This window comes from Agrobacterium salinitolerans, from assembly GCF_027498475.1.
GTDB lineage: Bacteria > Pseudomonadota > Alphaproteobacteria > Rhizobiales > Rhizobiaceae > Agrobacterium > Agrobacterium salinitolerans.
In genome coordinates this window covers 96,161-118,499 of the sequence record NZ_JAPZLN010000003.1, presented here as the reverse complement: position 1 = coordinate 118,499, position 22,339 = coordinate 96,161, and the positions used below count along the sequence as shown (strand labels likewise).

General features: G+C 60.4%; 18 protein-coding genes. 5 read left to right on the top strand and 13 right to left on the bottom strand.

Features of this window, described 5'->3' with window-relative positions; translation table 11 throughout:
* Both O9X91_RS12540 and rpiA read right to left on the bottom strand, forming a co-directional pair.
* A complete protein-coding gene (locus O9X91_RS12540; protein ID WP_077982217.1) occupies positions 1–570 on the bottom strand; it encodes a DUF2059 domain-containing protein in 570 nt (189 codons plus the stop codon).
* A 16-nt stretch (positions 571–586) separates the two neighbouring features.
* Positions 587–1,282 carry a ribose-5-phosphate isomerase RpiA gene (gene rpiA, locus O9X91_RS12535; RefSeq protein ID WP_077982216.1) on the bottom strand — a complete coding sequence of 232 codons (696 nt, stop codon included), beginning with the start codon at positions 1,280–1,282 and terminating at the stop codon, positions 587–589.
* A gap of 190 nt (positions 1,283–1,472) precedes the next feature.
* Between rpiA and O9X91_RS12530 the strand changes: the two genes are divergently transcribed.
* On the top strand, positions 1,473–2,174 hold the full coding sequence (locus O9X91_RS12530; RefSeq protein WP_142912269.1) for an HAD family hydrolase: 702 nt from the start codon (positions 1,473–1,475) through the stop codon (positions 2,172–2,174).
* A 77-nt stretch (positions 2,175–2,251) separates the two neighbouring features.
* On the opposite strand, the gene O9X91_RS12525 is transcribed toward O9X91_RS12530, so the two are convergent.
* Positions 2,252–4,147 carry a L,D-transpeptidase family protein gene (locus O9X91_RS12525; RefSeq protein ID WP_278002306.1) on the bottom strand — a complete coding sequence of 632 codons (1,896 nt, stop codon included), beginning with the start codon at positions 4,145–4,147 and terminating at the stop codon, positions 2,252–2,254.
* Between the two features lie 173 nt (positions 4,148–4,320).
* On the opposite strand from O9X91_RS12525, the gene O9X91_RS12520 reads away from it, so the two are divergent.
* Positions 4,321–4,656 carry a hypothetical protein gene (locus O9X91_RS12520; protein WP_142912270.1) on the top strand — a complete coding sequence of 112 codons (336 nt, stop codon included), beginning with the start codon at positions 4,321–4,323 and terminating at the stop codon, positions 4,654–4,656.
* The gene (gene fumC, locus O9X91_RS12515; RefSeq protein ID WP_142912271.1) at positions 4,613–6,004 is read left to right on the top strand and encodes a class II fumarate hydratase; all 1,392 of its coding nucleotides are present in this window, start codon (positions 4,613–4,615) and stop codon (positions 6,002–6,004) included. Before O9X91_RS12520 ends, fumC begins: the two co-directional genes overlap by 44 nt.
* Before the next feature lie 205 nt (positions 6,005–6,209).
* Here the strand turns inward: fumC and O9X91_RS12510 are convergent, their stop codons facing one another.
* The 4 genes from O9X91_RS12510 to O9X91_RS12495 all read right to left on the bottom strand — a co-directional run bounded on the left by O9X91_RS12510 (position 6,210) and on the right by O9X91_RS12495 (position 10,432).
* Positions 6,210–7,847 (bottom strand): CTP synthase, encoded by a 1,638-nt coding sequence (locus tag O9X91_RS12510; RefSeq protein WP_162520379.1) that lies wholly within the window; start codon positions 7,845–7,847, stop codon positions 6,210–6,212.
* Between the two features lie 150 nt (positions 7,848–7,997).
* Positions 7,998–8,453 carry a preprotein translocase subunit SecG gene (gene secG, locus O9X91_RS12505; protein WP_137410437.1) on the bottom strand — a complete coding sequence of 152 codons (456 nt, stop codon included), beginning with the start codon at positions 8,451–8,453 and terminating at the stop codon, positions 7,998–8,000.
* Positions 8,454–8,568: 115 nt separating this feature from the next.
* Entirely contained in the window at positions 8,569–9,339 is a 771-nt protein-coding gene (tpiA, locus tag O9X91_RS12500; RefSeq protein ID WP_077982212.1) for a triose-phosphate isomerase, read from the bottom strand.
* A 211-nt stretch (positions 9,340–9,550) separates the two neighbouring features.
* On the bottom strand, positions 9,551–10,432 hold the full coding sequence (locus O9X91_RS12495; protein WP_137410438.1) for an alpha/beta fold hydrolase: 882 nt from the start codon (positions 10,430–10,432) through the stop codon (positions 9,551–9,553).
* 222 nt (positions 10,433–10,654) lie between these two features.
* Between O9X91_RS12495 and parE the strand changes: the two genes are divergently transcribed.
* A complete protein-coding gene (parE, locus tag O9X91_RS12490; protein WP_269833478.1) occupies positions 10,655–12,769 on the top strand; it encodes a DNA topoisomerase IV subunit B in 2,115 nt (704 codons plus the stop codon).
* Positions 12,770–12,855: 86 nt separating this feature from the next.
* Here the strand turns inward: parE and O9X91_RS12485 are convergent, their stop codons facing one another.
* From O9X91_RS12485 to O9X91_RS12475, 3 genes are read right to left on the bottom strand one after another with little or no spacing between them, the layout of a single operon-like run.
* Complete coding sequence (locus O9X91_RS12485; protein WP_269833479.1) at positions 12,856–13,464, bottom strand: ATP-dependent Clp protease proteolytic subunit; 609 nt, start codon at positions 13,462–13,464, stop codon at positions 12,856–12,858.
* A 43-nt stretch (positions 13,465–13,507) separates the two neighbouring features.
* On the bottom strand, positions 13,508–13,864 hold the full coding sequence (locus O9X91_RS12480; protein ID WP_269833480.1) for an SRPBCC family protein: 357 nt from the start codon (positions 13,862–13,864) through the stop codon (positions 13,508–13,510).
* Complete coding sequence (locus O9X91_RS12475) at positions 13,861–14,175, bottom strand: ArsR/SmtB family transcription factor (RefSeq protein ID WP_003524773.1); 315 nt, start codon at positions 14,173–14,175, stop codon at positions 13,861–13,863. Before O9X91_RS12475 ends, O9X91_RS12480 begins: the two co-directional genes overlap by 4 nt.
* Before the next feature lie 159 nt (positions 14,176–14,334).
* Between O9X91_RS12475 and O9X91_RS12470 the strand changes: the two genes are divergently transcribed.
* Complete coding sequence (locus O9X91_RS12470; RefSeq protein WP_077982207.1) at positions 14,335–15,891, top strand: phospholipase D family protein; 1,557 nt, start codon at positions 14,335–14,337, stop codon at positions 15,889–15,891.
* A gap of 16 nt (positions 15,892–15,907) precedes the next feature.
* Here O9X91_RS12470 and O9X91_RS12465 read toward each other — a convergent pair whose 3' ends face one another.
* The 3 genes from O9X91_RS12465 to O9X91_RS12455 form a co-directional block, all read right to left on the bottom strand.
* Positions 15,908–16,741 carry a response regulator gene (locus tag O9X91_RS12465; protein ID WP_089153216.1) on the bottom strand — a complete coding sequence of 278 codons (834 nt, stop codon included), beginning with the start codon at positions 16,739–16,741 and terminating at the stop codon, positions 15,908–15,910.
* 160 nt (positions 16,742–16,901) lie between these two features.
* Positions 16,902–19,415 (bottom strand): GcvT family protein, encoded by a 2,514-nt coding sequence (locus O9X91_RS12460; protein ID WP_077982206.1) that lies wholly within the window; start codon positions 19,413–19,415, stop codon positions 16,902–16,904.
* A gap of 260 nt (positions 19,416–19,675) precedes the next feature.
* Positions 19,676–22,306 carry a mechanosensitive ion channel family protein gene (locus O9X91_RS12455; protein ID WP_173989177.1) on the bottom strand — a complete coding sequence of 877 codons (2,631 nt, stop codon included), beginning with the start codon at positions 22,304–22,306 and terminating at the stop codon, positions 19,676–19,678.
* Between the last annotated feature and the right edge of the window lie 33 nt (positions 22,307–22,339).

The window sequence follows — 22,339 nt, the reverse complement described above, 5'->3', positions numbered from 1 at the left end:
TCAGGGCTTGGGAGCCGCCGGAGCGCCGCCCGTGGCGTTCTGATCGGCCGGAAGCGGCTTCAGATCGGCGCCGGCAACCTTCTGCAGTTCCGACATGCTGGAAGCGTTGAGGTCGCGGTTGATGCCGGCGGCCCAGATATCGGCGGCCTTCATCAGTTCGCGCGTGGCGATCGGGCCGTCCTTCAGGAGCTTCTTGCCGGCTTCACTGCTGTAGAAGGTGGAAATGGCGTTCAGCTCTTCAACGGTGAAGGCGCGCGCATAGGTGAGCGCTGCTTCGCGCTCCAGATCGGCGCGGCGCGGCGCAAGCTCGAGAGCCTTCGCGTCAACAGTCTCGGTGATCGCATCCTGAACGTTCGGCGAAGCCTGAATGAGTTCGGCCTTCAGACGCTCCGCCAGACCCGGCAGAATGTCATCGAAACGGTCGGTAACACCAAGAGAAGTGATCGCCTGCCGTGCGGCGGCGATATGCGCTTCCGAAATTTCCTGGGCGCGTGCGGCAGTACCGAACGCGATGCCGGAAATGAGGATCGAAGCAGCGGCAGCTTTGCCCAGTCCCGCTAGTTTGACCATGAAAATCTCGCTCCTGTTATACTGCCTGCATCACGCGGGCGCCTTCAGGACCCGCGATAATGGCAAGCGATGCCAAATTTATGAAAAGTCCGTGCTCGACGACACCGGGAATCGTGTTCAGCTCGCGTGCTAGCGCTTCTGCATCAGGAATACGGCCAAAAGATGCGTCGAGGATAAGGTGCCCGCCATCGGTCATGAAGGCGCCGTCGCCGGAAGAGCGCAGCGCAAGCGTGCCGGAAAGCCCGGAACGCGACGCCAGTTTTTCGATGGCGATACGCGTCGCCACCTGGCCGAAAGGGTTGATTTCGATGGGAAGCGGAAAAGCGCCCAGCGTCTCCACCACCTTGCTCTGGTCGGCGATCACAATCATGCGGGCGGATGCCGCCGCAACGATCTTTTCGCGCAGAAGCGCGCCGCCGCCGCCCTTGACGAGGCGCAGCGCATGATCGACCTCATCCGCACCGTCGATGGTCAAATCCAGTTCCGGCAATTCATCCAGCGATTTCAGCGGCACGCCAAGCTCGACGCACAGGCGCGCGGTGCGCTCGGATGTCGGCACGCCCTCGACCTTGAGCCCAGCCGCGACCTTCTCGGCCAAAAGCCTGACGAATTCCTCGGCCGTCGAGCCCGTACCGATACCGAGCCGCATCCCATCCTGTACATGGGACAATGCGGCCTCGGCGGCCTTGATCTTCATCTGGCGGGCATCCATGTGCCTGAAACTCCGGTAGCTTTATCGTCGCCGTGCTGTTTACACGGGTCGAAAGCCAAACGAAAGCCTTTTTCAAGGCAACGAACAGAACGTTGTGACGCGGTTGCAAAGACAGGCCCGTTTGCCTAGGCTTGGCGGGAATGAAAGCATCGATCGCTCAGCACCCGCATTCTGCAAGAGGCCAGTTCCCGTGACATCCCGCCCGCTCTCCCCGCTCGCCATTTTCGATCTCGACGGCACGCTGGTCGACACCGCCGCCGATCTGGTCTCAAGCCTCAACCACACCATTGCCGCAGCCGGGCTTGCGCCCGTCACTTATGACGATCTGACCCACCTCGTCGGCCAGGGCGCGCGGGTGATGATCAAGCGCGCCTTCGCGCTGCGCGAAACGGAGCTGCCGGAAGCAGAGATCGATCCGCTTTATGAGCGCTTCATCACGCATTACCGCGGCGAAATGCCCGGCGAAAGCCAGCCCTATCCCGGCATTATCAGCGCGCTGGATGCACTTTCCGAAGCGGGCATCACGCTCGCCGTCTGCACCAACAAGACCGAAATCCTCGCGTTACCGCTGCTCGAAAAACTGGGCCTCAGCCGATATTTCGCCGCCATCACCTGCGGCGATACGTTTGAATTCCGCAAGCCCGATGCCCGTCATATCCTCGGCACCATCGAAAAGGCCGGCGGCGACCCGCAGCGCTCGATCATGGTCGGCGACAGCATCAACGACATTCTCGCCGCCAGACGCGCGGCCGTGCCATCCATCGGCGTCACCTTCGGTTATTCGGATGTGCCGATGGTTGAACTGGAGCCGGATGTGGTGATCGACGATTTCACCGAATTGACGCCGGCGCTGTTCGAAGAACTGGTTGCGAAGGGCGAAGCGGCTGCCTGAGAGGCCGGGCCGCTTCATCCAGCCCTTATCAAACAAAAAGCGCCGTTTCCGGCGCTTTTCTCTTGACGATATGCCGATCAGATCGACGCAGCCCGCGCCTTGGTCGTCACGGCAAAGGCCTTCTGCACATAGCTGTCACGATCATAGACATCGTCAAAGAACTGCACCTTGCCGTCCTTGTCCGGCCACGCGGTGAAATAGGCCACGTAGACCGGAATCTTCTCCGGCACCTGAACGGCGCGGTTCTTGCCCGACGCGATCTGCTCGCCGACCTTGTCGACGCTGGTGCCAAGAACGGCGGCGGCCATGCGGCGCGGATCGACGAGGCGGATACAGCCGTGGCTCAGCGCCCGCATGTCGCGGTTGAAGAAGCTCTTGGCAGGCGTGTCATGCATGTAGATGGCATGTGCATTGGGGAACAGGATTTTCAGATCGCCCAACGCATTGTCGCTGCTCGGCGGCTGGCGCACGGAAACGGCGTTGGTGGAGCCATACCAGTTGACGCTGGTGGAAGAGACCGCACGGCCGCCCACCTGCACTTCGTAACCGAGCCGGTCGAGATAGGACGGATCGCGGCGTAGCTTCGGCAGCATCTCGTTGACGATGATCGACTGCGGCACACCCCAATAGGGGTTGAACTCGACAGTCTGGATCTGGTCCTGAAAGAAATAGGTCTGGTTGGCCTTGGAGCCGACGACCACCTTCATACCGAACTGTTCCACGCCGTCATTGTGGTAGTAGGCCATGAACGCCGGCTGGTTGATGAAGACATAGCGCTGGCCGAGATCGGCCGGAAGCCAGCGGATCTGCTCCATGGCCACCTGTACCTTGGCGATCTTCGCGTCATTGCTTTCGCCGACCATGGCGCGCACGGTCGCGCGGCCGATAACGCCGTCCGGCTTCAGGCCGTTTTCGCTCTGGAACGCCTTCACCAGATCGACGAGATCGGGCGTATAGTCCGGCGTTTGCTGGTAAGCGGAAATGATTGCCGCATGCTCGGTCTTGAAGGCGGGCGAAGCGCGATGTTCGATGGCCATGACGACATTGGCCATATCCGCGCTGCTATTGCCCGGCTTTAGCAACAGATCGGCAGGAACGCGGACGACATGCGCTGCATCGCCCTCGTCGCGCAGGCGCGCAAGTTCAGCCTTCAGCGCCAGATATTCGGCGCTCGACGGTTCACGGCTGCGCAGATACGCGGCAACATCGGGGCTCAGGCCGGCAAGCTTCAGCACCGGTGCGAGGTTCACCGTCTTGCGCTTGAAATCGTGATAGCCGGAAAGCCGGTTCGGATCGACACGGCCGCGGGTCGTATCCTGAACATAGGCCAGAACCTTGGCGGAAAGCGCCAGCTCGAACTGCATCTGGGCCCGCTGATAGGCGTCGGACACGGGCGCCGAGGCCATCTCCACCGTCGTAGCGGTTGCAGCCGCGCCGGAAGCATTGGTGATGCTGGCCGTCACATCCTTTGCCGGTGGCGAAATGCTGTAATCGGCCGGATCGAGGCCGCTTTCATCGACCGTCTCGAGAAAGGCGATGACAGCGTTGGCGCGCGCGGTCAGCTCGCCTTCCGAAACCCACAGCGTCTTGCCGCCGGCGCCGTAATAGGCCTCCAGTGCCTTGGCGATCTCAGGGGTGGCGCTGAACTTCAGATTGGCAAGGCCTTCACCGAAATTCGCCGTGTTTACCGCACGGGCCGAATCCGCCTTGTAGTTGTAATAGCGCGGGCCTGAAACACGCGGCAATGGCTCGGGATCGGAAGCATCGGCGCTTTGGCCCGCACTCGATCCGGAGGGTGAGGTGACGATGCCGGCCGGCGGCAACTCGCCGCGATCCCGCGCGATCTTACCGGGGCCACCGCGCAGGAGGTCCATCAACGTTACCGCCCCGGCACTGCCGGGAAGAGCGGTGGAAACGGAAAGACCGAGAGCCAGCACCAGTGCTGCCGATGTTTTTCCAGATGTGACTTGCAATTTGATCCTCGTAGCACCCAGCACCGCCAGCAAAAGGCGGGCATCAGTTTCATGCCTGTCTAGCCGATAGACGGCCAGTTGAAAAGAAAACGCGAAAAAGCCCACAACCGTGCCGAAATGAACCTTATAATACAGCCAAAGCCATAAAAACGTAATTTCCAGAATTGGCGAGAATGGTTAAATTTCTATTTATTTCATTCACTTTGCCCTGCCCCATCAGCTCATCACGGCACCCCGGAAAGCCCGGTTCGCCGGCCATTTCGCGTCGTAGTAAAAATGACACGCCGGCACCTTTTTCGCCCCGCGCCGCGCCATACGGCGAAATCGCTTTTGCGCGGCGGGAAATATCTGCTTGCGCCGCATTGCAGCGCTTTCATTGCCGGCGCGATGATTCTATATATCGGCCGCGCAAGGCGGGCGAAGGCGCCGTTTTGGCGGAGGAAAACGAGGAAAAAGGCAAGATTGATGACAGCCACACGGACGGAAACCGATACATTTGGACCCATTGAAGTTCAGGCCGATCGCTATTGGGGCGCCCAGGCGCAGCGCTCGCTCGGCAACTTCAAGATCGGCTGGGAAAAGCAGCCCGCCTCTGTCGTTCGCGCGCTCGGCATCGTCAAGCAGGCCGCAGCCCGCGCCAATATGGCGCTTGCCGGCCTCGACCCGAAGATCGGTGACGCCATCATCGCCGCCGCGCAGGAAGTGATCGACGGCAAGCTGACCGAGCATTTTCCGCTCGTCGTCTGGCAGACCGGCTCCGGCACCCAGTCCAACATGAACGCCAATGAGGTGATTTCCAACCGCGCAATCGAAATGCTCGGCGGCGAAATGGGCACCAAGAAGCCCGTGCACCCCAACGACCACGTCAACATGAGCCAGTCCTCGAACGACACCTACCCCACTGCGATGCATATCGCCTGCGTGGAAGAGATCGTTCATCACTTGCTGCCGAGCCTCAAGCACCTGCACAAGGCGTTGGAAGCCAAGGTCAAGCAGTTTGAGAAGATCATCAAGATCGGCCGCACCCACACGCAGGATGCAACGCCGCTGACGCTCGGCCAGGAATTCTCCGGTTACGCCGCGCAGGTCGCCTCCGCCATCGCCAACATCGAAACCACCCTGCCCGCGCTTTCCAAGCTCGCCCAGGGCGGCACCGCCGTCGGCACGGGCCTCAATGCTCCGGTTGGTTTTGCCGAAAAGGTCGCAGAGGAAATTTCCAAGATCACCGGCCTGCCCTTCGTCACCGCGCCGAACAAGTTCGAAGCGCTCGCCTCGCATGATTCCATGGTCTTCTCCCATGGCGCGATCAATGCGGCTGCGGCTGCGCTCTTCAAGATCGCCAACGACATCCGCTTCCTCGGCTCCGGCCCGCGCGCCGGTCTCGGCGAACTCTCGCTGCCAGAAAACGAGCCCGGCTCGTCGATCATGCCTGGCAAGGTCAACCCCACCCAGTCGGAAGCGCTGACGCAGGTTTGCGCCCACATCTTCGGCAACAATGCAGCACTGTCCTTCGCCGGTTCGCAGGGTCACTTCGAGCTCAACGTCTATAACCCGATGATGGCCTACAACTTCCTGCAGTCGGTCCAGCTTCTGGGCGACGCCGCCGTCTCCTTCACCGACAATTGCGTCGTCGGCATCGAGGCCCGCGAAGACAACATCAAAAAGGGCGTCGAAAACTCGCTGATGCTGGTGACGGCGCTGAACGGCAAGCTCGGCTACGACATCTGCGCCAAGATCGCCAAGACCGCGCACAAGAACGGCACGACGCTGCGCGACGAGGCCGTTGGCGGCGGATACCTCACCAACGAGGAGTTCGACCAGTATGTGCGCCCGGAGAACATGATCGGGCCGAAGTAATCGGTTTGGATTTTGATGGAATGCAGAACGGGCCTTCGGGCCCGTTTTTTGTTTGCTGGAAGCCCATGACACTACCTCGCACAGCTGACAAGCTTTCCGCCAATACTCAACGTCATCCTCGGGCTTGACCCGAGGATGACGGAGGGAAGGTATCACCCAACAAAAAAGGGCCGCTGTCGCGGCCCTCTTCATCTCATTCAAACCGTCAAACCAGCCGGCTCTGCTCCACCGCCGCCTCAACGAAGCTGGCAAACAGCGGATGCGGGTCAAGCGGGCGGCTCTTCAGTTCCGGATGGTACTGAACGCCGATGAACCACGGATGGTCAGGATATTCCACCGTTTCCGGCAGGACACCGTCAGGAGACATGCCGGAGAAGACGAGACCGCATTCTTCCAGACGGTCCTTGTAGTCCACATTCACCTCATAGCGGTGACGGTGGCGCTCGGAAATATCCGTGGAGCCGTAAATCTCGGCGATCTTGGTGTCTTTCTTCAGCGCCGCCTTGTAGGCGCCGAGGCGCATCGTGCCGCCGAGATCGCCCTTGGAGGAGCGTTTTTCCAACTCGTTGCCCTTCACCCATTCGGTCATCAGACCAACGACCGGCTCGGACGTCGGCCCGAATTCGGTGGAGGAGGCATGTTCGATGCCGGCCAAATGACGGGCCGCTTCAACGACTGCCATCTGCATGCCAAAGCAGATGCCGAAATAGGGCACGTTGCGCTCACGCGCGAACTGTGCCGCCATGATCTTGCCTTCCGAACCGCGCTCGCCAAAACCGCCCGGCACCAGAATGCCGTTGACCTTTTCGAGATAGGGCGTCGGATCTTCCTTTTCGAAGACTTCCGACTCGATCCACTCCAGCTTGACCTTGACGCGGTTCGCAAAGCCGCCGTGATGCAGCGCCTCGATCAGCGACTTATACGCGTCCTTGAGACCGGTATATTTGCCGACAATCGCAATCGTCACTTCGCCTTCCGGCGTGCGGATGCGGTTGCAAACCTCTTCCCACTGTTCCAGACGCGGCTTCGGCGCCGGCTCGATGCCGAAAGCGGCCAGCACTTCCGAATCGAGGCCTTCCTTGTGGTAGGCAATCGGAACGTCGTAGATATTCGCCACATCCAGTGCCTGGATGACGGCGGAAGGACGCACGTTGCAGAACAGCGAAAGCTTGCGGCGTTCGGCTTCCGGGATTTCCCGGTCGGCGCGCACCAAGAGGATGTCGGGATGAATACCGAGCGCCTGCAGCTCCTTGACGGAATGCTGGGTCGGCTTGGTCTTCAGCTCGCCGGCTGCCGGAATATAGGGCATCAGCGTCAGGTGAAGATAGATCGCCGTGCCGCGCGGCAGGTCGTTGCCGAGCTGACGGATCGCCTCCATGAACGGCATCGCCTCGATATCACCCACCGTGCCGCCGATTTCGCAGATGACGAAGTCGTAATCGTCATTACCTTCGGTGACGAAATCCTTGATCTCGTTGGTGACATGCGGAATGACCTGAACGGTCGCGCCGAGATAATCGCCGCGCCGTTCCTTGTCGATGATGTTCTTGTAGATGCGGCCGGTCGTGATGTTGTCGGTCTTGGTGGCTGAACGCCCGGTAAAGCGCTCATAGTGGCCAAGGTCGAGGTCCGTCTCGGCACCGTCATCCGTCACGAACACTTCGCCGTGCTGTGTCGGGCTCATGGTGCCGGGATCGACGTTCAAATAGGGGTCGAGTTTACGAAGCCGCACCCGATAACCACGGGATTGCAACAAAGCTCCGAGTGCTGCCGCGGCGATGCCCTTGCCTAGAGAGGAGACCACGCCGCCTGTGATGAATACATATCGCGCCATGGGATTCACCGGATACCTTTTTACCTCTGATTCCGCCAGCCAAAATTTCATTGTTTCGAAAATTCGCTGTTGACGAATCTGCGATGGGGCGAGCCGGAATGCGAACAAAAGAAAACCGGCAGGCTTTTGGCCTGCCGGAGCGTTAAATCAAAACCGGGCTTATTGACCGGTCGGAACTGCGTTCGGATCGGCTGGCTGCGCCGGGGCCGGCGCGGCCGTGCCGGAAGCGGCCGGAGCCGGGGTCGTCTGAGCCGGTGCGGCTGCACCATTGGTCGGAACGCCATTCTCAGCCGGAGCGGGCGTCGACGGCGTCGTTGACGGGCCGAGCGTATCGAGAATGCCGTTACCCTGGCCCTGCGTGGCCGGAATACGGTTCAGAATGTCGGTCGGGCGCGATTCGTAGCGCGTCAGGAGACCGAGGCCGAGCGAGGTCGCGAAGAACAGCGCGGCAAGGATCGCCGTGGTCCGCGTCAGCGCATTGGCCGTTCCGCGCGCGGACATGAAGCCCGAACCGCCGCCGATACCGAGGCCGCCGCCTTCGGAACGCTGGATCAGGACCACGCCGACAAGCGCCAGCACGATCATGAGGTGAATAACAATCAAAACGGTCTGCATGACAATCCATTCCATGCCCCGCGCGGAGCACTACAAAGAAGGTTTCGCGGCTCTTTACATGAGGCGAAGGCTTATTCCAAGCCCCTTTCCCGCTCCACTCGCAGGAAAGCTCCGATCAAGCCGTCAGTTGCTCGTATGCCGCATAGATGGACAGGAAGTCGGAGGCTTTCAAGCTCGCACCGCCGATCAGCGCGCCGTCGACGTTTTCAACACCCATCAACTCCAGCGCATTGGCGGGCTTCACCGAGCCGCCATAGAGGATGCGCATGGTCTTGCCGGCGTCGCCGAAGCGCTTGACGAGTTCGTCGCGCATGAAGGCATGGGCCTCGCGCACATCGTCCACGGTGGGTGTCAGACCCGTGCCGATCGCCCACACGGGCTCATAGGCGATGACGGTATTTTCCGCCGTCGCCTCATCCGGCAGGGAGCCGGCGAGCTGGCGCTTGAGAATATCGAGCGTCTGACCCGCCTTGCGCTCATCCGCCGTTTCGCCGATGCAGACGATTGCGATGAGATCGGCCTGATGGGCGGCGGATGCCTTGGCGCGCACCAGATGATCGGTCTCGGCATGGTCGGTGCGGCGCTCCGAATGACCAACGATGACATGGGTGCCGAAGCAGTCGGCGATCATCTCAGCGGAAATATCGCCGGTGTGCGCGCCGGAGGCGTTCTGGTGGCAATCCTGAGCGCCGATCATCAGCGGGCTGTCATCGCAGAGCGCGGTGGCGACATAAAGCAAGGTCGAAGGCGGGCAGATCAGCGCATCCACCTTCTGGGAAAGCGCGCCCTTGACGCCCTCTGCCATGGCCTTGATCTGATCGAGCGAGGCACGTGTGCCGTTCATCTTCCAGTTTCCGGCTACAAGCGGTCGAACATTCGGCGTCATGCGTATCCCATTCCCTTTGTCTAGCAGCGCCGCTGGCGGCGCTCCAACCCTCGGCCTCCAGAGGCCCTTGATCACGACAGAAGCTCTGCCGGAATTTTCCCGGATATTCCTTTAGCCGCAGGCAGCGACAATTGGTACAAAAAAGCGGTGCAAGGGTTAAAACCAGCGGCGAATTTGAAAAATTTGTCGTGAGGACGCCCTGAATGCTCCCCTAACGGCTCAAAATCCAGTTCAAGACCGCCCGCCAGTCGGTCATGCGCACCGGCGTTCCGTGGCTGCCGGTCTCGTAACGCGTGAACCGCGCCGGCTCGCCAGCCTTCAACAACGTGCGGAAGATCGTCGCTTGCTGATCGGCCGAATAAACCTTGTCGGCGCTGCCGTGGGTAAACCAGACCGGCTTCTTCGCCTTTGCAAAAGCGCTTTTCGGAAAATCCGGATCGACCGCCCCGCCGAGGATCGCCATGCCCTTGAGATTGGCGACGGCCGCCTTGTCACGGCTGATGCCATAGCAGATGAAACTACCCATGGAGGCGCAGGTCAGAATAACAGGCTTACCGCCCGACTTTCCCGCCGCATCCGCAATCAGCGCCGCGATATCGGCAACGCCGTTCTCATCGAAGGAACGAACGCTTGGCGCATAATAGGTGCCTCCATTGGCGACAGCCAGATTTTTCAGCCTGTTGAAGTTGCCGCCGAAGGTGTAGTCGTTCATGCCGAGCCGCCGGTCACCGCCGCGCCCGTGGATGAAGATGACGGTGAAGGCCTGGCCGCTCGCCGGCCCGACGCGACCGACCTCAAGCGCCCTGCCCCCGGCGGAAACGGTTTCGAGCGCCTGCGCCTTCTTCGGCGTCATATCGACATATTGTCGTTTCACCCGGCGTTCCGGCACCTCGTCGCGACCATTGATATCGCGCATTTCCTGATAGTCGATGACCTCGGACGCGCCGCCATCGCCGCTGGAAAGCACCGTATGGGCGGAAAACAGCTCATCCTTGAAGGGACGCAGCGGCCCATCAGCGGCAGAGGCCGCAACCGGCATTGCCGCCACAGTCAGGCTAAAAAGAGTACAAAACGTGAAATGAGCTGTGGACATGCCTTGGCTAACCGTTCATTCGTGGCTGCGAGACTTGCCATCGCAAAGCCGGCAGCGCAATCCTCCTGTTGCGAAACCCTGACACAATCGTGGCATAGGATGCGCCGCGTTTGCCAGACGGACCCTTGAATCGGACGGGAACCGCGTTTGGCGTTATGATCGACGCTACTGGCATAATGATTCGCATGGCGAAATTCTGACACACGCTTTTGAACTTTGGACATGATGGACGACAGCAACGATCTCTTCTCCGGTCTTCCGGCAGCACGAAACAGCGATACGGAAACGAACGGGGATGCCGCAAAGACGCCGGTGACCACGGCCGCCAACGTGCCCGCCAACGCGAATGTGCAGCCGAAACCCGCAGCCGTTGCGGCCGTGACGCCGCCCGCCCCCGTATCACCGACCGGTGACGACTACGGCGCGTCCTCGATCCGCGTGCTCGAGGGGCTTGAGCCCGTGCGCATGCGCCCGGGCATGTATATCGGCGGCACGGACGAAAAGGCGCTGCACCACCTTTTTGCCGAAGTCATCGACAACTCCATGGACGAGGCCGTCGCCGGCCACGCCAATTTCATCGAGGTCCATCTCGATACGGAAGGTTTCCTGACCGTCACCGATAACGGCCGTGGTATCCCCGTGGAAAACCATCCGCAGGTGCCGGGCAAGTCGACGCTCGAAGTCATCATGACCAAGCTGCATGCCGGCGGCAAGTTCGACGGCAAGGCCTATGAGACATCGGGCGGCCTGCACGGCGTCGGTGTTTCCGTGGTCAATGCGCTCTCCGATCTTCTGGAAGTGGAAGTGGCGCGTAACCGCAAGCTTTACCGCCAGCGTTTCTCGCGCGGTCTGCCGATCGGTCCGTTGGAAGAGCTGGGCGACGTGCACAACCGTCGCGGCACCCGCGTGCGTTTCCATCCCGATCCGCAAATTTTCGGCGATCACGCGAAATTCGAGGCGGCCCGCATCTTCCGCATGGCCCGCTCCAAGGCCTATCTCTTTGGCGGCGTCGAAATCCGCTGGAGCTGCGATCCCGGCATGGTGCCCGCCGGCGGCGAAATCCCCGAAAAGGCCGTGTTCCATTTTCCGGGTGGCCTGAAGGATTATCTCGCCGCCACGCTCGGCAAGGAATTCACCGTCACCCGCGAAATTTTCTCGGGCCGCACGGAAAAGACGGGCGGCCACGGTGCGCTGGAATGGGCAGTCACCTGGTATGGCGGCGACACGCAGATCCATTCCTATTGTAACACCATCCCGACCCCTGAAGGCGGCACGCATGAGGCGGGCTTCCGCATCGCGCTCACCAAGGGCCTGAAGAATTATGCGGACCTGACGCAGAACAAGCGCGCCAAGGACATCACCACCGATGACGTGATGATCTCGGCTGCCGGCATGCTCTCCGTCTTCATCCGCGAGCCTGAATTCGTCGGCCAGACCAAGGACAAGCTCGCAACCGTCGAGGCCCAGCGCATCGTCGAAAACGCGCTACGCGATCCCTTCGACCATTATCTCGCCGGCAATCCGGGCGAAGCGGCAAAGCTGCTCGACTGGGTGATCGAGCGCGCCGAAGAACGCCTGCGCCGCCGCAAGGAAAAGGAAGTCAATCGCAAGACCGCCGTGCGCAAGCTGCGCCTGCCCGGCAAGCTGGCGGATTGCGCCCAGAACACCGCAGAAGGCGCTGAGCTTTTCATCGTCGAGGGCGACTCGGCCGGCGGCTCGGCCAAGCAGGCGCGCAACCGCGCCAACCAAGCCATCCTGCCGCTGCGCGGTAAAATCCTCAACGTCGGCAGCGCCAGCCGCGAAAAGCTCTCCGCCAACCAGCAGATCGCCGATCTCATCCAGGCGCTGGGCTGCGGCACGCGCACAAAGTACCGCGAAGAGGATTTGCGGTACGAGCGCATCATCATCATGACCGATGCCGATGTCGACGGCGCCCATATCGCCTCGCTGCTCATCACCTTCTTCTATCAGGAAATGCCGGAACTCATTCGCGGCAACCATCTCTATCTGGCCGTGCCGCCGCTCTACAAGATCGCGCAAGGTGCGAAATCCGCCTACGCCCGCGACGACGCCCACCGCACTGAGCTGATGGAAACCATGTTCAAGGGCAAGAAGGTGGAAATCAGCCGCTTCAAAGGCCTCGGCGAAATGATGGCCGCGCAACTTAAGGAAACCACCATGGATCCCGAAAAGCGCACCCTGCTGCGCGTCGAGATCGACGACGTGGATTTCGAAGGAACCCGCGATGCCGTCGACAATCTGATGGGCACCAAGGCGGATGCCCGTTTCCGATTCATTCAGGAACGGGCGGCCTTTGCGGATAATCTGGATATCTGATCATCCGGACCAAGCCTTGAAAGGCAGCGTATGGCGCTGCCTTTTGCTTTGATATGGAAGCAACACCTTGCGGATAGTACCCGGCACTACGCCGCAACATCCTCACGCACGTCCAGAACGCGGTCGATCAGGCCCCATTCCAATGCTTGCTCCGCCGTCATGAAAAAATCCCGATCCATGGCGGCTTCGAATTTCTCGTAACTGCGTTTGCAATGTTCGGCGTAAAGCCGCGTCATGCGGTGCTTGGTCTGCCGCATCTCTTCGGCATGGATCAGCATGTCCGACGCCTGCCCCTGGAAACCGCCCAGAGGTTGATGAATGTGGATGCTGGCATTGGGAAGGGCGCTCCGCTCGCCCGGTTCACCCGCCATCAGCAGAAACGATCCCATGGAGCGGGCCGTTCCCATGCAGAGCGTATGAACCGGTGCGCGGATATAATGCATGGTGTCATACATGGCGAGACCGCTGGTCACGACGCCACCCGGCGAATTGATATAGAGATGGATCGGCTTCTTCGGGTTTTCCGCCTCGAGAAACAGCAATTGCGCGCAGACCAGCGCGGAACCCGTATCGTTCACCTCGCCGTTGAGGAAGATGATCCTCTCCCGCAACAGGCGGGAATAGATATCGAAAGACCTTTCTCCCCTGGAGGATTGTTCGACTACCATAGGGACGAGTTGCATCGCTTCGCGCATCGGCGAACTCCTGTCGTTAAGAAATGTCGGGGAACGGGAGGGATCAGGCCGCGAGCTTGATTGGCGAACCGTTGTGATTTGCGGCGGCCTTTATCATCCGGCCGGTATTGACTGGCAAATCATGAATGATGCGCAGGCTGGTACCGCCTTGGGTATTCGCCGCGATCCTGAAGGTGACGGTGCTTTCCAGAAATGGCGGCGTGTCCTCCCGCAACCTGTAGCGTACTTCCTCGCCGGGCTTGATATCGATTGCTTCCGCTTCCGCCAGCGCCTCCGCCGGCAACCATATGGCGCGGAACGCCGGAATGCTGATGGCGCGCCACACTTTCTGCGGCGGCTCGTCCAGATCATATTCAAGCTCGATGCCCTTTTTAGGCGCTTCCGGTGTCTGCCTGTTCATTGGTCCATATCCTTCAGCAGGAGTTTGAGAGCCTCAATGCGCTGCGGCCAGTAGGCGCGATATTTGCCGAGCCAGGCCGCAATGCGCGTCAGCCCGTCCGGATCGACTTCGTAATTGACGAAACGGCCCTGCCGCTTCTCGACCACCAGCCCTGCCCCGCGTAACACTGAAAGATGCTGCGACATGGCCGGCTGGCTGATTTCGATCCCCTCACGCAGGGCGGAAGCGTTCATGGCGCCATCCGCCAGCTTTTCGAAAATGGCGCGGCGCGTCGGATCGGCCAGCGCCCGGAAAATATCGTTCTCTGTCATAACGACACATAAGCACACACTTATGTGATTCACAAGTCCTTTCGGTGCGTGGAAAACACGCCTTTTTCACACTGATGGCACGAGGTGCCATGAACGCTTTATCCCCTCGCGCGTTTTCATCCCGCCTGATACTCTTCGGGCCGGGAGCGATCAAAACAAGTGACGGCATTTACGGTCTTCATCATCATTCTTCTCTTGGTCATAGGGCCGAGCCTGTTTGTCGTCATCGGCAAACAGCGGGAAAGGACCATTCCCAAGCGCCCTTCCGCCGCCCTGCCCCTTGCCGAAGACGCGACAACGCTGGACCGGCACTGGCAATCGATAAAAAACGGCTGGAATGAGAAGAATGCGCTCTGCCTGCTGCATTCCAACCTCGATGCCTTTGCGGTGCGCGTGGCGGCGGCGCGCGCCGCCGGGCGCAGCCTCGATCTCATGTATTACATGTGGAACGCCGATCTCACCGGGCGGCTGATGATGCGCGAAGTCATCGCCGCCGCCGATCGCGGCGTGCGCGTGCGCCTGCTGCTCGACGATCTCGGCGTTTCCATTTCCGACCGCATCTTCCACGCCATCGACAGCCATCCGAACATCGAGTTGCAACTGTTCAACCCCACCCGGGCGCGGGAAAACATCCTGCATCGAAGCATCGAGCTGGTGCTGCGCTTCCGCAGCGTCAACCGGCGCATGCACAACAAGGCATGGATTGCCGATGGGCGCGCGGTCATCGTCGGCGGACGCAATATTGGCGACGCCTATTTCGACGCCGCCGAGCGGGCGAATTTTCACGATTTCGATATTCTCGGTTTCGGCAACATCGTTGCCGATGCCACCGAAATCTTTGACGATTACTGGAACAGCGCCGTTGCCGTTCCGGTGCGGTCGCTGCTCGCACGCAGGCCCAACAAGCTTGCAAAGCTACGGCGCGAACTGGACGCGTTGCCGAAAAGCGAGGCGGCGAAACCTTATCTCGAACGGGTCGAAAGCCAACATGGGCGCGATCATTTCCTGATGTCGGATCGTCTGCACTGGGTCGAATCGGCAGATGTGCTGGCCGACCCACCGGAGAAGGCGGCGGGAAAGCGCCGCAAGGGCCATAACTTCCTGATGGAGAGCCTGCTGCCGCTGATGCAGGAGGCAGGCGACAGCCTTCACATCACCTCTCCCTATTTCATTCCCGGCAAACAGGGCGTGGGGATATTTTCAGGACTTGCCGAAAGCGGCGTCTCGGTCGCCATCCTCACAAATTCGCTGGCCGCAACGGATGTGGCCGCCGTGCACGCTGGTTATGCCCGCTATCGCAAGCCGCTTCTGGCCGCCGGGGTGCGACTGCACGAATTGCGCGCGCAGGCGGATCAGGCGAGCTTCACCCTGCGCGGCTCGGGCCAGGCAAGCCTGCATACCAAGGCCTTCACCCGCGATGGCGCGACCGGTTATATCGGCTCGCTCAATTTCGACCCACGCTCCGCCTCGCTCAATACGGAGATGGGCGTCGTCTTCAACTCAGCCCCGCTGGTTGCCCGCATGGACGAGATATTCGCCAAAGAAATCCGCCCCAGCATGAGCTTCGCGCTGGAAATCGACAAGGGCAGGCATATCGTCTGGAAGACGGAAGAACAGGGGCGAACCAGAACATACCGGCGCGAACCAGACGCCGCCATCAGCCGCCGCATCGTTGCCGGCGTCATGCGCTTCCTGCCGCTGGAATCGCAGCTTTAACGGGGAAAGCGTTGGATCAGGCCGCCGGCCTCACCCCCGCTTTCGCCAGCTGTATCTGCACCAGCGTGTCGAGGTTCTGGTTGACCCGGCAATAAAACTCCTCATCGATGAAGGGACGCAGCATGAAATCATTGCCGCCTGCCTTCAAAAACCGCGCGGAAAGCAGCCGGTTGGTGGAGGACGAAACCCCGATGATGCGCAGCTCATGCGACCCGCGCACGGTGCGGATGCGCCGCGTCAGCTCAAAGCCGTCAATATCGGGCATGTTATAGTCGGTGACCACAAGGCCGATATCGGGATTGGCCTTCAGGATATCGAGCGCCTTCGCCCCACTATCCGCCAGACTGACACGGAAATTATAACGCTTGAGGCGGCTCGAAAGCAGCGCCCGCGCCGTCGGGCTGTCATCGACAATCAGCACATGATGGCGGTGGTTGGTGAGAAAGCGACAGACGGATTCCGTCAGCATGTCCACGGCGAAAATATTGTCCTTCAGAATATAATCGACCACATCCTTGGCGATCAGCGTTTCGCGCGTCGCCTCATGAAACGTGCTGGTGAAAACGATGGTCGGGATCGAAAGATCGATCAGATATTCCAGCGCCTCGCCCTTTTCCGCTCCCGGCAGGTTGATGTTGGAAATGGCGAGCGTTACCGGTTCGGACGAATGTTCGTAACAGGCCTGCAACTCTTCGAAGGAGCGGCATACCTCCACGGAAACGCCCAGCATCTCATTGAGCCGCCTGCTCACCATCTGGGTGAACACGTTGCTGTCTTCAGCCAGCAAAATCCGGCTATTTGTAAAAGGCACGCCCGAATACTGCATGCCCGTTATGCCCAGGAAATTCATTCTGTCCCGACCCCCATCGAATGTCAGCGTAAGATAGCAGGCTCATTTTTCAGAATGATTAATAGCACTATTTCTGAAGCATCAGTTGAGCACATGCTTACTTAAACGGAAATACGGCCCGCGAGGGGCCGTATTCCAAGTTTGGGAGGGGATTTCTGTCTTATACGCGCAGAAGCGCGTTATCGGTGTCGAACGGGCTCTCTTCCACCACTTCAGCATCGTAGGACGTGCCGAGAATGCGGATCTTGAGCTTGGTGCCCACGGCCGCATATTCCGGCTTGAGCATGGCGAGTGCGATGGATTTGCCCATGCGCCAGCCGAAACCGCCGCTCGTCGCACGCCCGGCAAGCACACCGTTCTCATCGAAGATCGCTTCAGAACCGCGCGCATCGACGTCTGTATTGCCAGACACGGTCAGCGTCGAGAACACCCACTTCGCACCGGCTTCCTTGTAAGCCACTAGCGCATCGCGGCCGATGAAGGATTTTTCCGGGCGCACGAAGCGATCAAGACCGGATTCATAGGCGTTGTATTCCACCGACAGCTCGCGGCCCATGTTGCGATAGGATTTTTCGAGCGACATGGAAACCATGGCGCGGATACCGAATGGCTTGATCCCGAATTCGGCGCCCGCTTCCATCAGCCGGTCGAAGATGTAGTTCTGCATCTCGATCGGATGGTGCAGTTCCCAGCCAAGTTCGCCCACGAAGTTGACGCGCAACGCATGCGCCGTCGCCACGCCGACGGAAATCTGCTTGCCGGTAAGCCAGGGGAAATCCTTGTTCTCAAGGCTCGTGCGTGTCAGCTTCTTCAACAGATCGCGCGACTTCGGACCGGCAAGAACCAGCACGCCGTATTTCTGGGTGATCGGCTGCAACACCACAGAACCGTCGGTCGGGGCAAGGCGGCGCAGAACGTCATGGTCATGCGCTTCGAGACCACCGGCCGAAACCATGTAGAAGCGGCCCGGCGCCCATTCATAGACCGTGAATTCCGCTTTCACGCCGCCATTCGGCGTCAGGAGATGGGTAAGCGCGATACGGCCGCGCTTCTTCGGGATGGCATTGGCGAGAATGCTGTCCAGCCAGGCCCGTGCGCCAGGGCCGGAGACTTCCATCTTGGCGAAGGCGGACATATCGAGCACGCCGACATTCTGATGCACATTCTTCACCTCGTTACCGACATGTTCGAAATAGTTCGAACGGCGGAACGACCACTTTTCAACGATACGACCGTCATCCAGAGCCGGCGCATGGTTGTGGCTGGTGATGACATCGGCGCCAACGCCGAGGTCTTCCTCGCGCAGAGCATAACCCTCCGGCGCATACCAGTTGGCGCGCTCCCAGCCATAGACGGAGCCGAACACGCCGCCGAGCTTCTTCAGACGGTCATAAACCGGCGTCGTCTTCAGCGGACGGGCGGCGGAGCGCTCTTCATCCGGGTAATGCATGGTGAAGACGTTGGCATAGGCTTCCTCGTTCTTGGCGATGAGGTAACCTTCCGTTGCGTAGGGGCCGAAGCGGCGCGGATCGACACCCATCAGGTCGAGCGTCGGCTCACCATCGACGATCCACTCGGCCAGCTGCCAGCCAGCACCACCGGCAGCGGTGATGCCGAAGGAATGGCCTTCGTTCAGCCAGAAATTCTTCAGGCCCGGTGCGGGGCCGACAATCGGGTTACCATCAGGCGTATAGGCGATCGCGCCATTATAGACCTTCTTGATGCCCACTTCACCGAAAGCCGGAACACGCACCATGGCCGTTTCGATATGCGGCATCAGGCGGTCGAGTTCCTCCTGGAACAGCTCATATTCACTGTCATCGGAAGGACCGTCGACATAACAGACCGGCGCGCCGACTTCATAAGGACCGAGGATCAGGCCACCCGCCTCTTCGCGCATGTACCAGGCAGAATCGGATTCGCGCAGAACGCCCATTTCAGGGAGGCCCTGGCGGCGACGTTCCTGAATGGCCGGATGCGGCTCCGTGACGATATATTGGTGCTCGACCGGAATGACCGGGATATTGATGCCCACCATCTCGCCGGTCTTGCGGGCAAAGGAGCCCGTGCAGGAGATGATATGTTCGGCGATGATCTCGCCCTTGTCCGTTGTCACCTTCCAGTGACCGTCTTCCAGCTGCTCGATGGCGGTGACTGTGGTGTTGCGATAGATGGTCGCCCCGCGGTCACGCGCGCCTTTGGCCAGCGCCTGTGTCAGATCGGCGGGCTGGATGTAACCATCGTCAGGATGCTGGATGGCGCCCAGCAGGCCGTCCGTCTCACACAGCGGCCAGATTTCCTTCACCTGCTCCGGTGTCAGCATGTTGACGCGCACACCGATGGTCTCGGCGATGCCGGCATAATACATATATTCGTCCCAGCGATCCTTGGTGCGGGCGAGACGGATATTCGAGACCTTGGAGAAGCCGACATTCATGCCGGTCTCTTCCTGAAGCTCCTCATAGAACTTCACGGAATATTTGTGGATCTGACCGACCGAGTAGCTCATGTTGAACAACGGCAGAAGCCCGGCCGCATGCCAGGTGGAACCCGAGGTCAGCTCCTTGCGCTCGATGAGAACGCTGTCGCTCCAGCCCTTCTTGGCAAGATGATAAAGCGTCGAAACGCCAACGACGCCGCCACCGATCACCACCGCCCGTGCATGTGTCTTCATTTACAGAACCCCTGAAAAGCGCCGGCCTTGCCTTATTCCGCCGACATTGGATGGGAGGAATATGAAGCGCTTGGCGGCCGTTCAGCCGCCTGATTGCGACATGGCCATAGGGTGCTGCGACAGGCGTGAAAATGCCGAGCATGCCGGACGAAGATCGCATAGCTCCACGGCTCGTTTCTTCTCCCGCCGGAAAAAAGGCGACAGGCCGCAAATCCATGCCCGATAGCTTCGACGCCTGAGGCAAACAGCAATCTAGGCTTTTACGCGCCCGGCTTCTCCTTCGGTTCGGTCACCTTGCCGTCTTTCGAGGTTTCCTTTTCCGGCGCAGAAGCCGCGCCGGTATGGGCCGCCTGCGCTTTTTCGCCCTCTTCCGAAAGCAGCGCCGCCATCATCTGCGGGTTGGCTTCGCCCTCCATGTGAATATTCAGATTGCGCTGAGGGAACGGAATATCGATCCCTTCCTCACGGAAGCGCTTGAGGATGGCGATCCTCATCGCATTTCTCACGCCGAGCCCGTTCGAAAGATCGGCAAGATAGAAGCGCAGTTCGAAATCCAGCGAAAAATCACCGAAACGGACGAATTCCACGTGTGGCTCGGGATTGCGCAGCACCGGCGGCTGGGCGCGCACCAGTTCCAGCAAAATGTCCATGACCTGCTGCGGATCGGAATCATAAGAGACGGAAACCGGTATTTCGGCGCGCATGATGCGGTTGCGGTGTGTCCAGTTGCCGACGGAGGAATTGATGAATTCCGAATTCGGCACGATGATCGACTGACCACGGAAGGTTTCTATCTCGGTGGCGCGCACGGAGAGCCGCTTGACGGTGCCCTCCGTGGTTCCCGTCACCACCCAGTCCCCTACCTTGAAGGGGCGCTCCACCAGCAGGATAAGGCCGGACACGAAGTTCGAGACGATGTTCTGCAGGCCGAAACCGATACCGACAGAAAGGGCGGAAGCCACCAGCGCCAGGCTGGAGAGATTGAGACCCGCCGAAGACACGCCGAAGATCGCCGCCACAGCGATACCGAGATAGCCGATACCGGTCTTGACGGAATTGCGCACCCCGGCATCCACCTGGCCGCGCGCCATGACGTTGTTGTCCAGCCACCTCTGGAACCAGCGGGTAATGGTGTAACCGATGGCGAAGACGAGGATGCCGCCAAATATGCCGATCAGCGAAATAGAGGCATTGCCGACGGTGATGCCGGTCAACAGACGATAAGCCCAGCTTTCGATATCGCCCGGCTGGAAGCCCCAGGAAAACAGGATGAGCGGCACGCCGAAGGCCAGTGCCACGATATAGATGCCGAGCCCGGCGGCAAGGCCGGCCTGATCGAGCGCGACCACGCCCAGACCGAAACGCCGCGCGAGATAACGACCGGCAAGAGATTCTGCGAAGGCGCCCTGTCGCGAAATCGCCTTGCCCGAGAGAATGCCGATATACATTGTCGCCAGCACCGCGCCGGTGGCGACGATCTGCGTGGCAAGGAAGCGCGCAAGCCCGACATAACCGGTGAGGCAGGCGCCGATGAGAACGAGGCCGCCCACTCGCAGCAGGATGACGAGCCAGCGCGGCAGGCGCTGGTTGCCGGTCTCATAATCCTGCCCCTCGCCGATCACCGGCCGCAGGAACGACACGGTGAGCAGGATGAGGCCGATGATGATCGAGGCGACGAAGCTCTTGGCGACGGTCACGATCAGCGGCGAATAAAGCGTCTCGCTGATCGTGCCGAACAGGTAATCGAGACCATTGACGAGCGCCATCAGCAACACCGCCGAGGACAGCGTATGCGCGCCCTTATTGGATACCTTCACAAGGCGCCATTCCGGCTGTGTCGGCGCAAAGATCGCATAGCTCAGTCGTGAGACGAAATAAACAAAACCGGTGATCGCCATCGCCCCGAACAGGATAGGCGCGATGTCCGACCGCAGCACGTTGAAATTATCGAGGAAGAAGGCCGAGGTGACGAGAAACAGGAACAGCGACAGCGACTGCACCATGGTTGACCAGAAGGCGACCGAAAGCCGTCTCAGATAGGAAGGCTCGCCCGTAAAGGCCCGCCGGTCCATACGGCTGCCGAAAAAGCGGTAACCGACCACCAGAAACAGCAGCCCCGCCATGATCGACAGCATCACCGCCCCGAACATCGGCAGGCGCTTGTAATTCCAGACGAAGCCTGCCCAGCTGCTGAAGGCGTTGTTGAGGTTGGTCAATTCGGTCAGAAAGGCAGAGGACGCGTCGCCCAGCGTCTGCGCCGAAACTTCCGTGCGCTTGAACAGCGTGGCGGCGAAAAGCGCGCGGCGAACGGCGGTGATGTTGTTGGAGATCTGTGCGGCATTGGTGGCCGTGCTCTCCACCTCGCCGGCAATCGCATTCACCTCTGCCCGTTCCGCCGTCAGCCGGTTTCGCTCCTCCGTCACCATGCTGGCTTCCGGCGGCTGGTCGTCCGCAGGCGCCGCACCCAGCGCATCCAGCCGGGTCTTGATCTGGTCAAGACGGGTGCGCAGCTTGGTGTTGGCGGCGGCGGCATCGGCGGCAATGGTGTCGGCGCGGCCCTTCAGGTCCACTAGCTGCGCATCGTCGCGGCCGCCGGCTTCCACCTGTTGGGCGATAGCAGCGACATCGCCCTTCCATTTCTCCAGCTCCGCCCTCGCCTGTTCGACGGTCGAAGCCTGGATAGCCACCGGCGCGGGCGATGTTGTTTCCCCTTGCGCTGCGGCCGGCATTGCCGACAAGAGACCGCCGGCAAGAAAAAGCACCACGGCCAGTATCGTCGCCATGGCGCTCCTCTGCCGCCGATCCGGCGCCAAGCCGTCGAAAACCCTGCCGTCCATCAATCCGCCGAACATCAACCGCACATCCACGCCTTTCGTTTTTTTGCACCGCATCAGGCTTTTTAGCGCCTGCCGCGCGGAAAACCA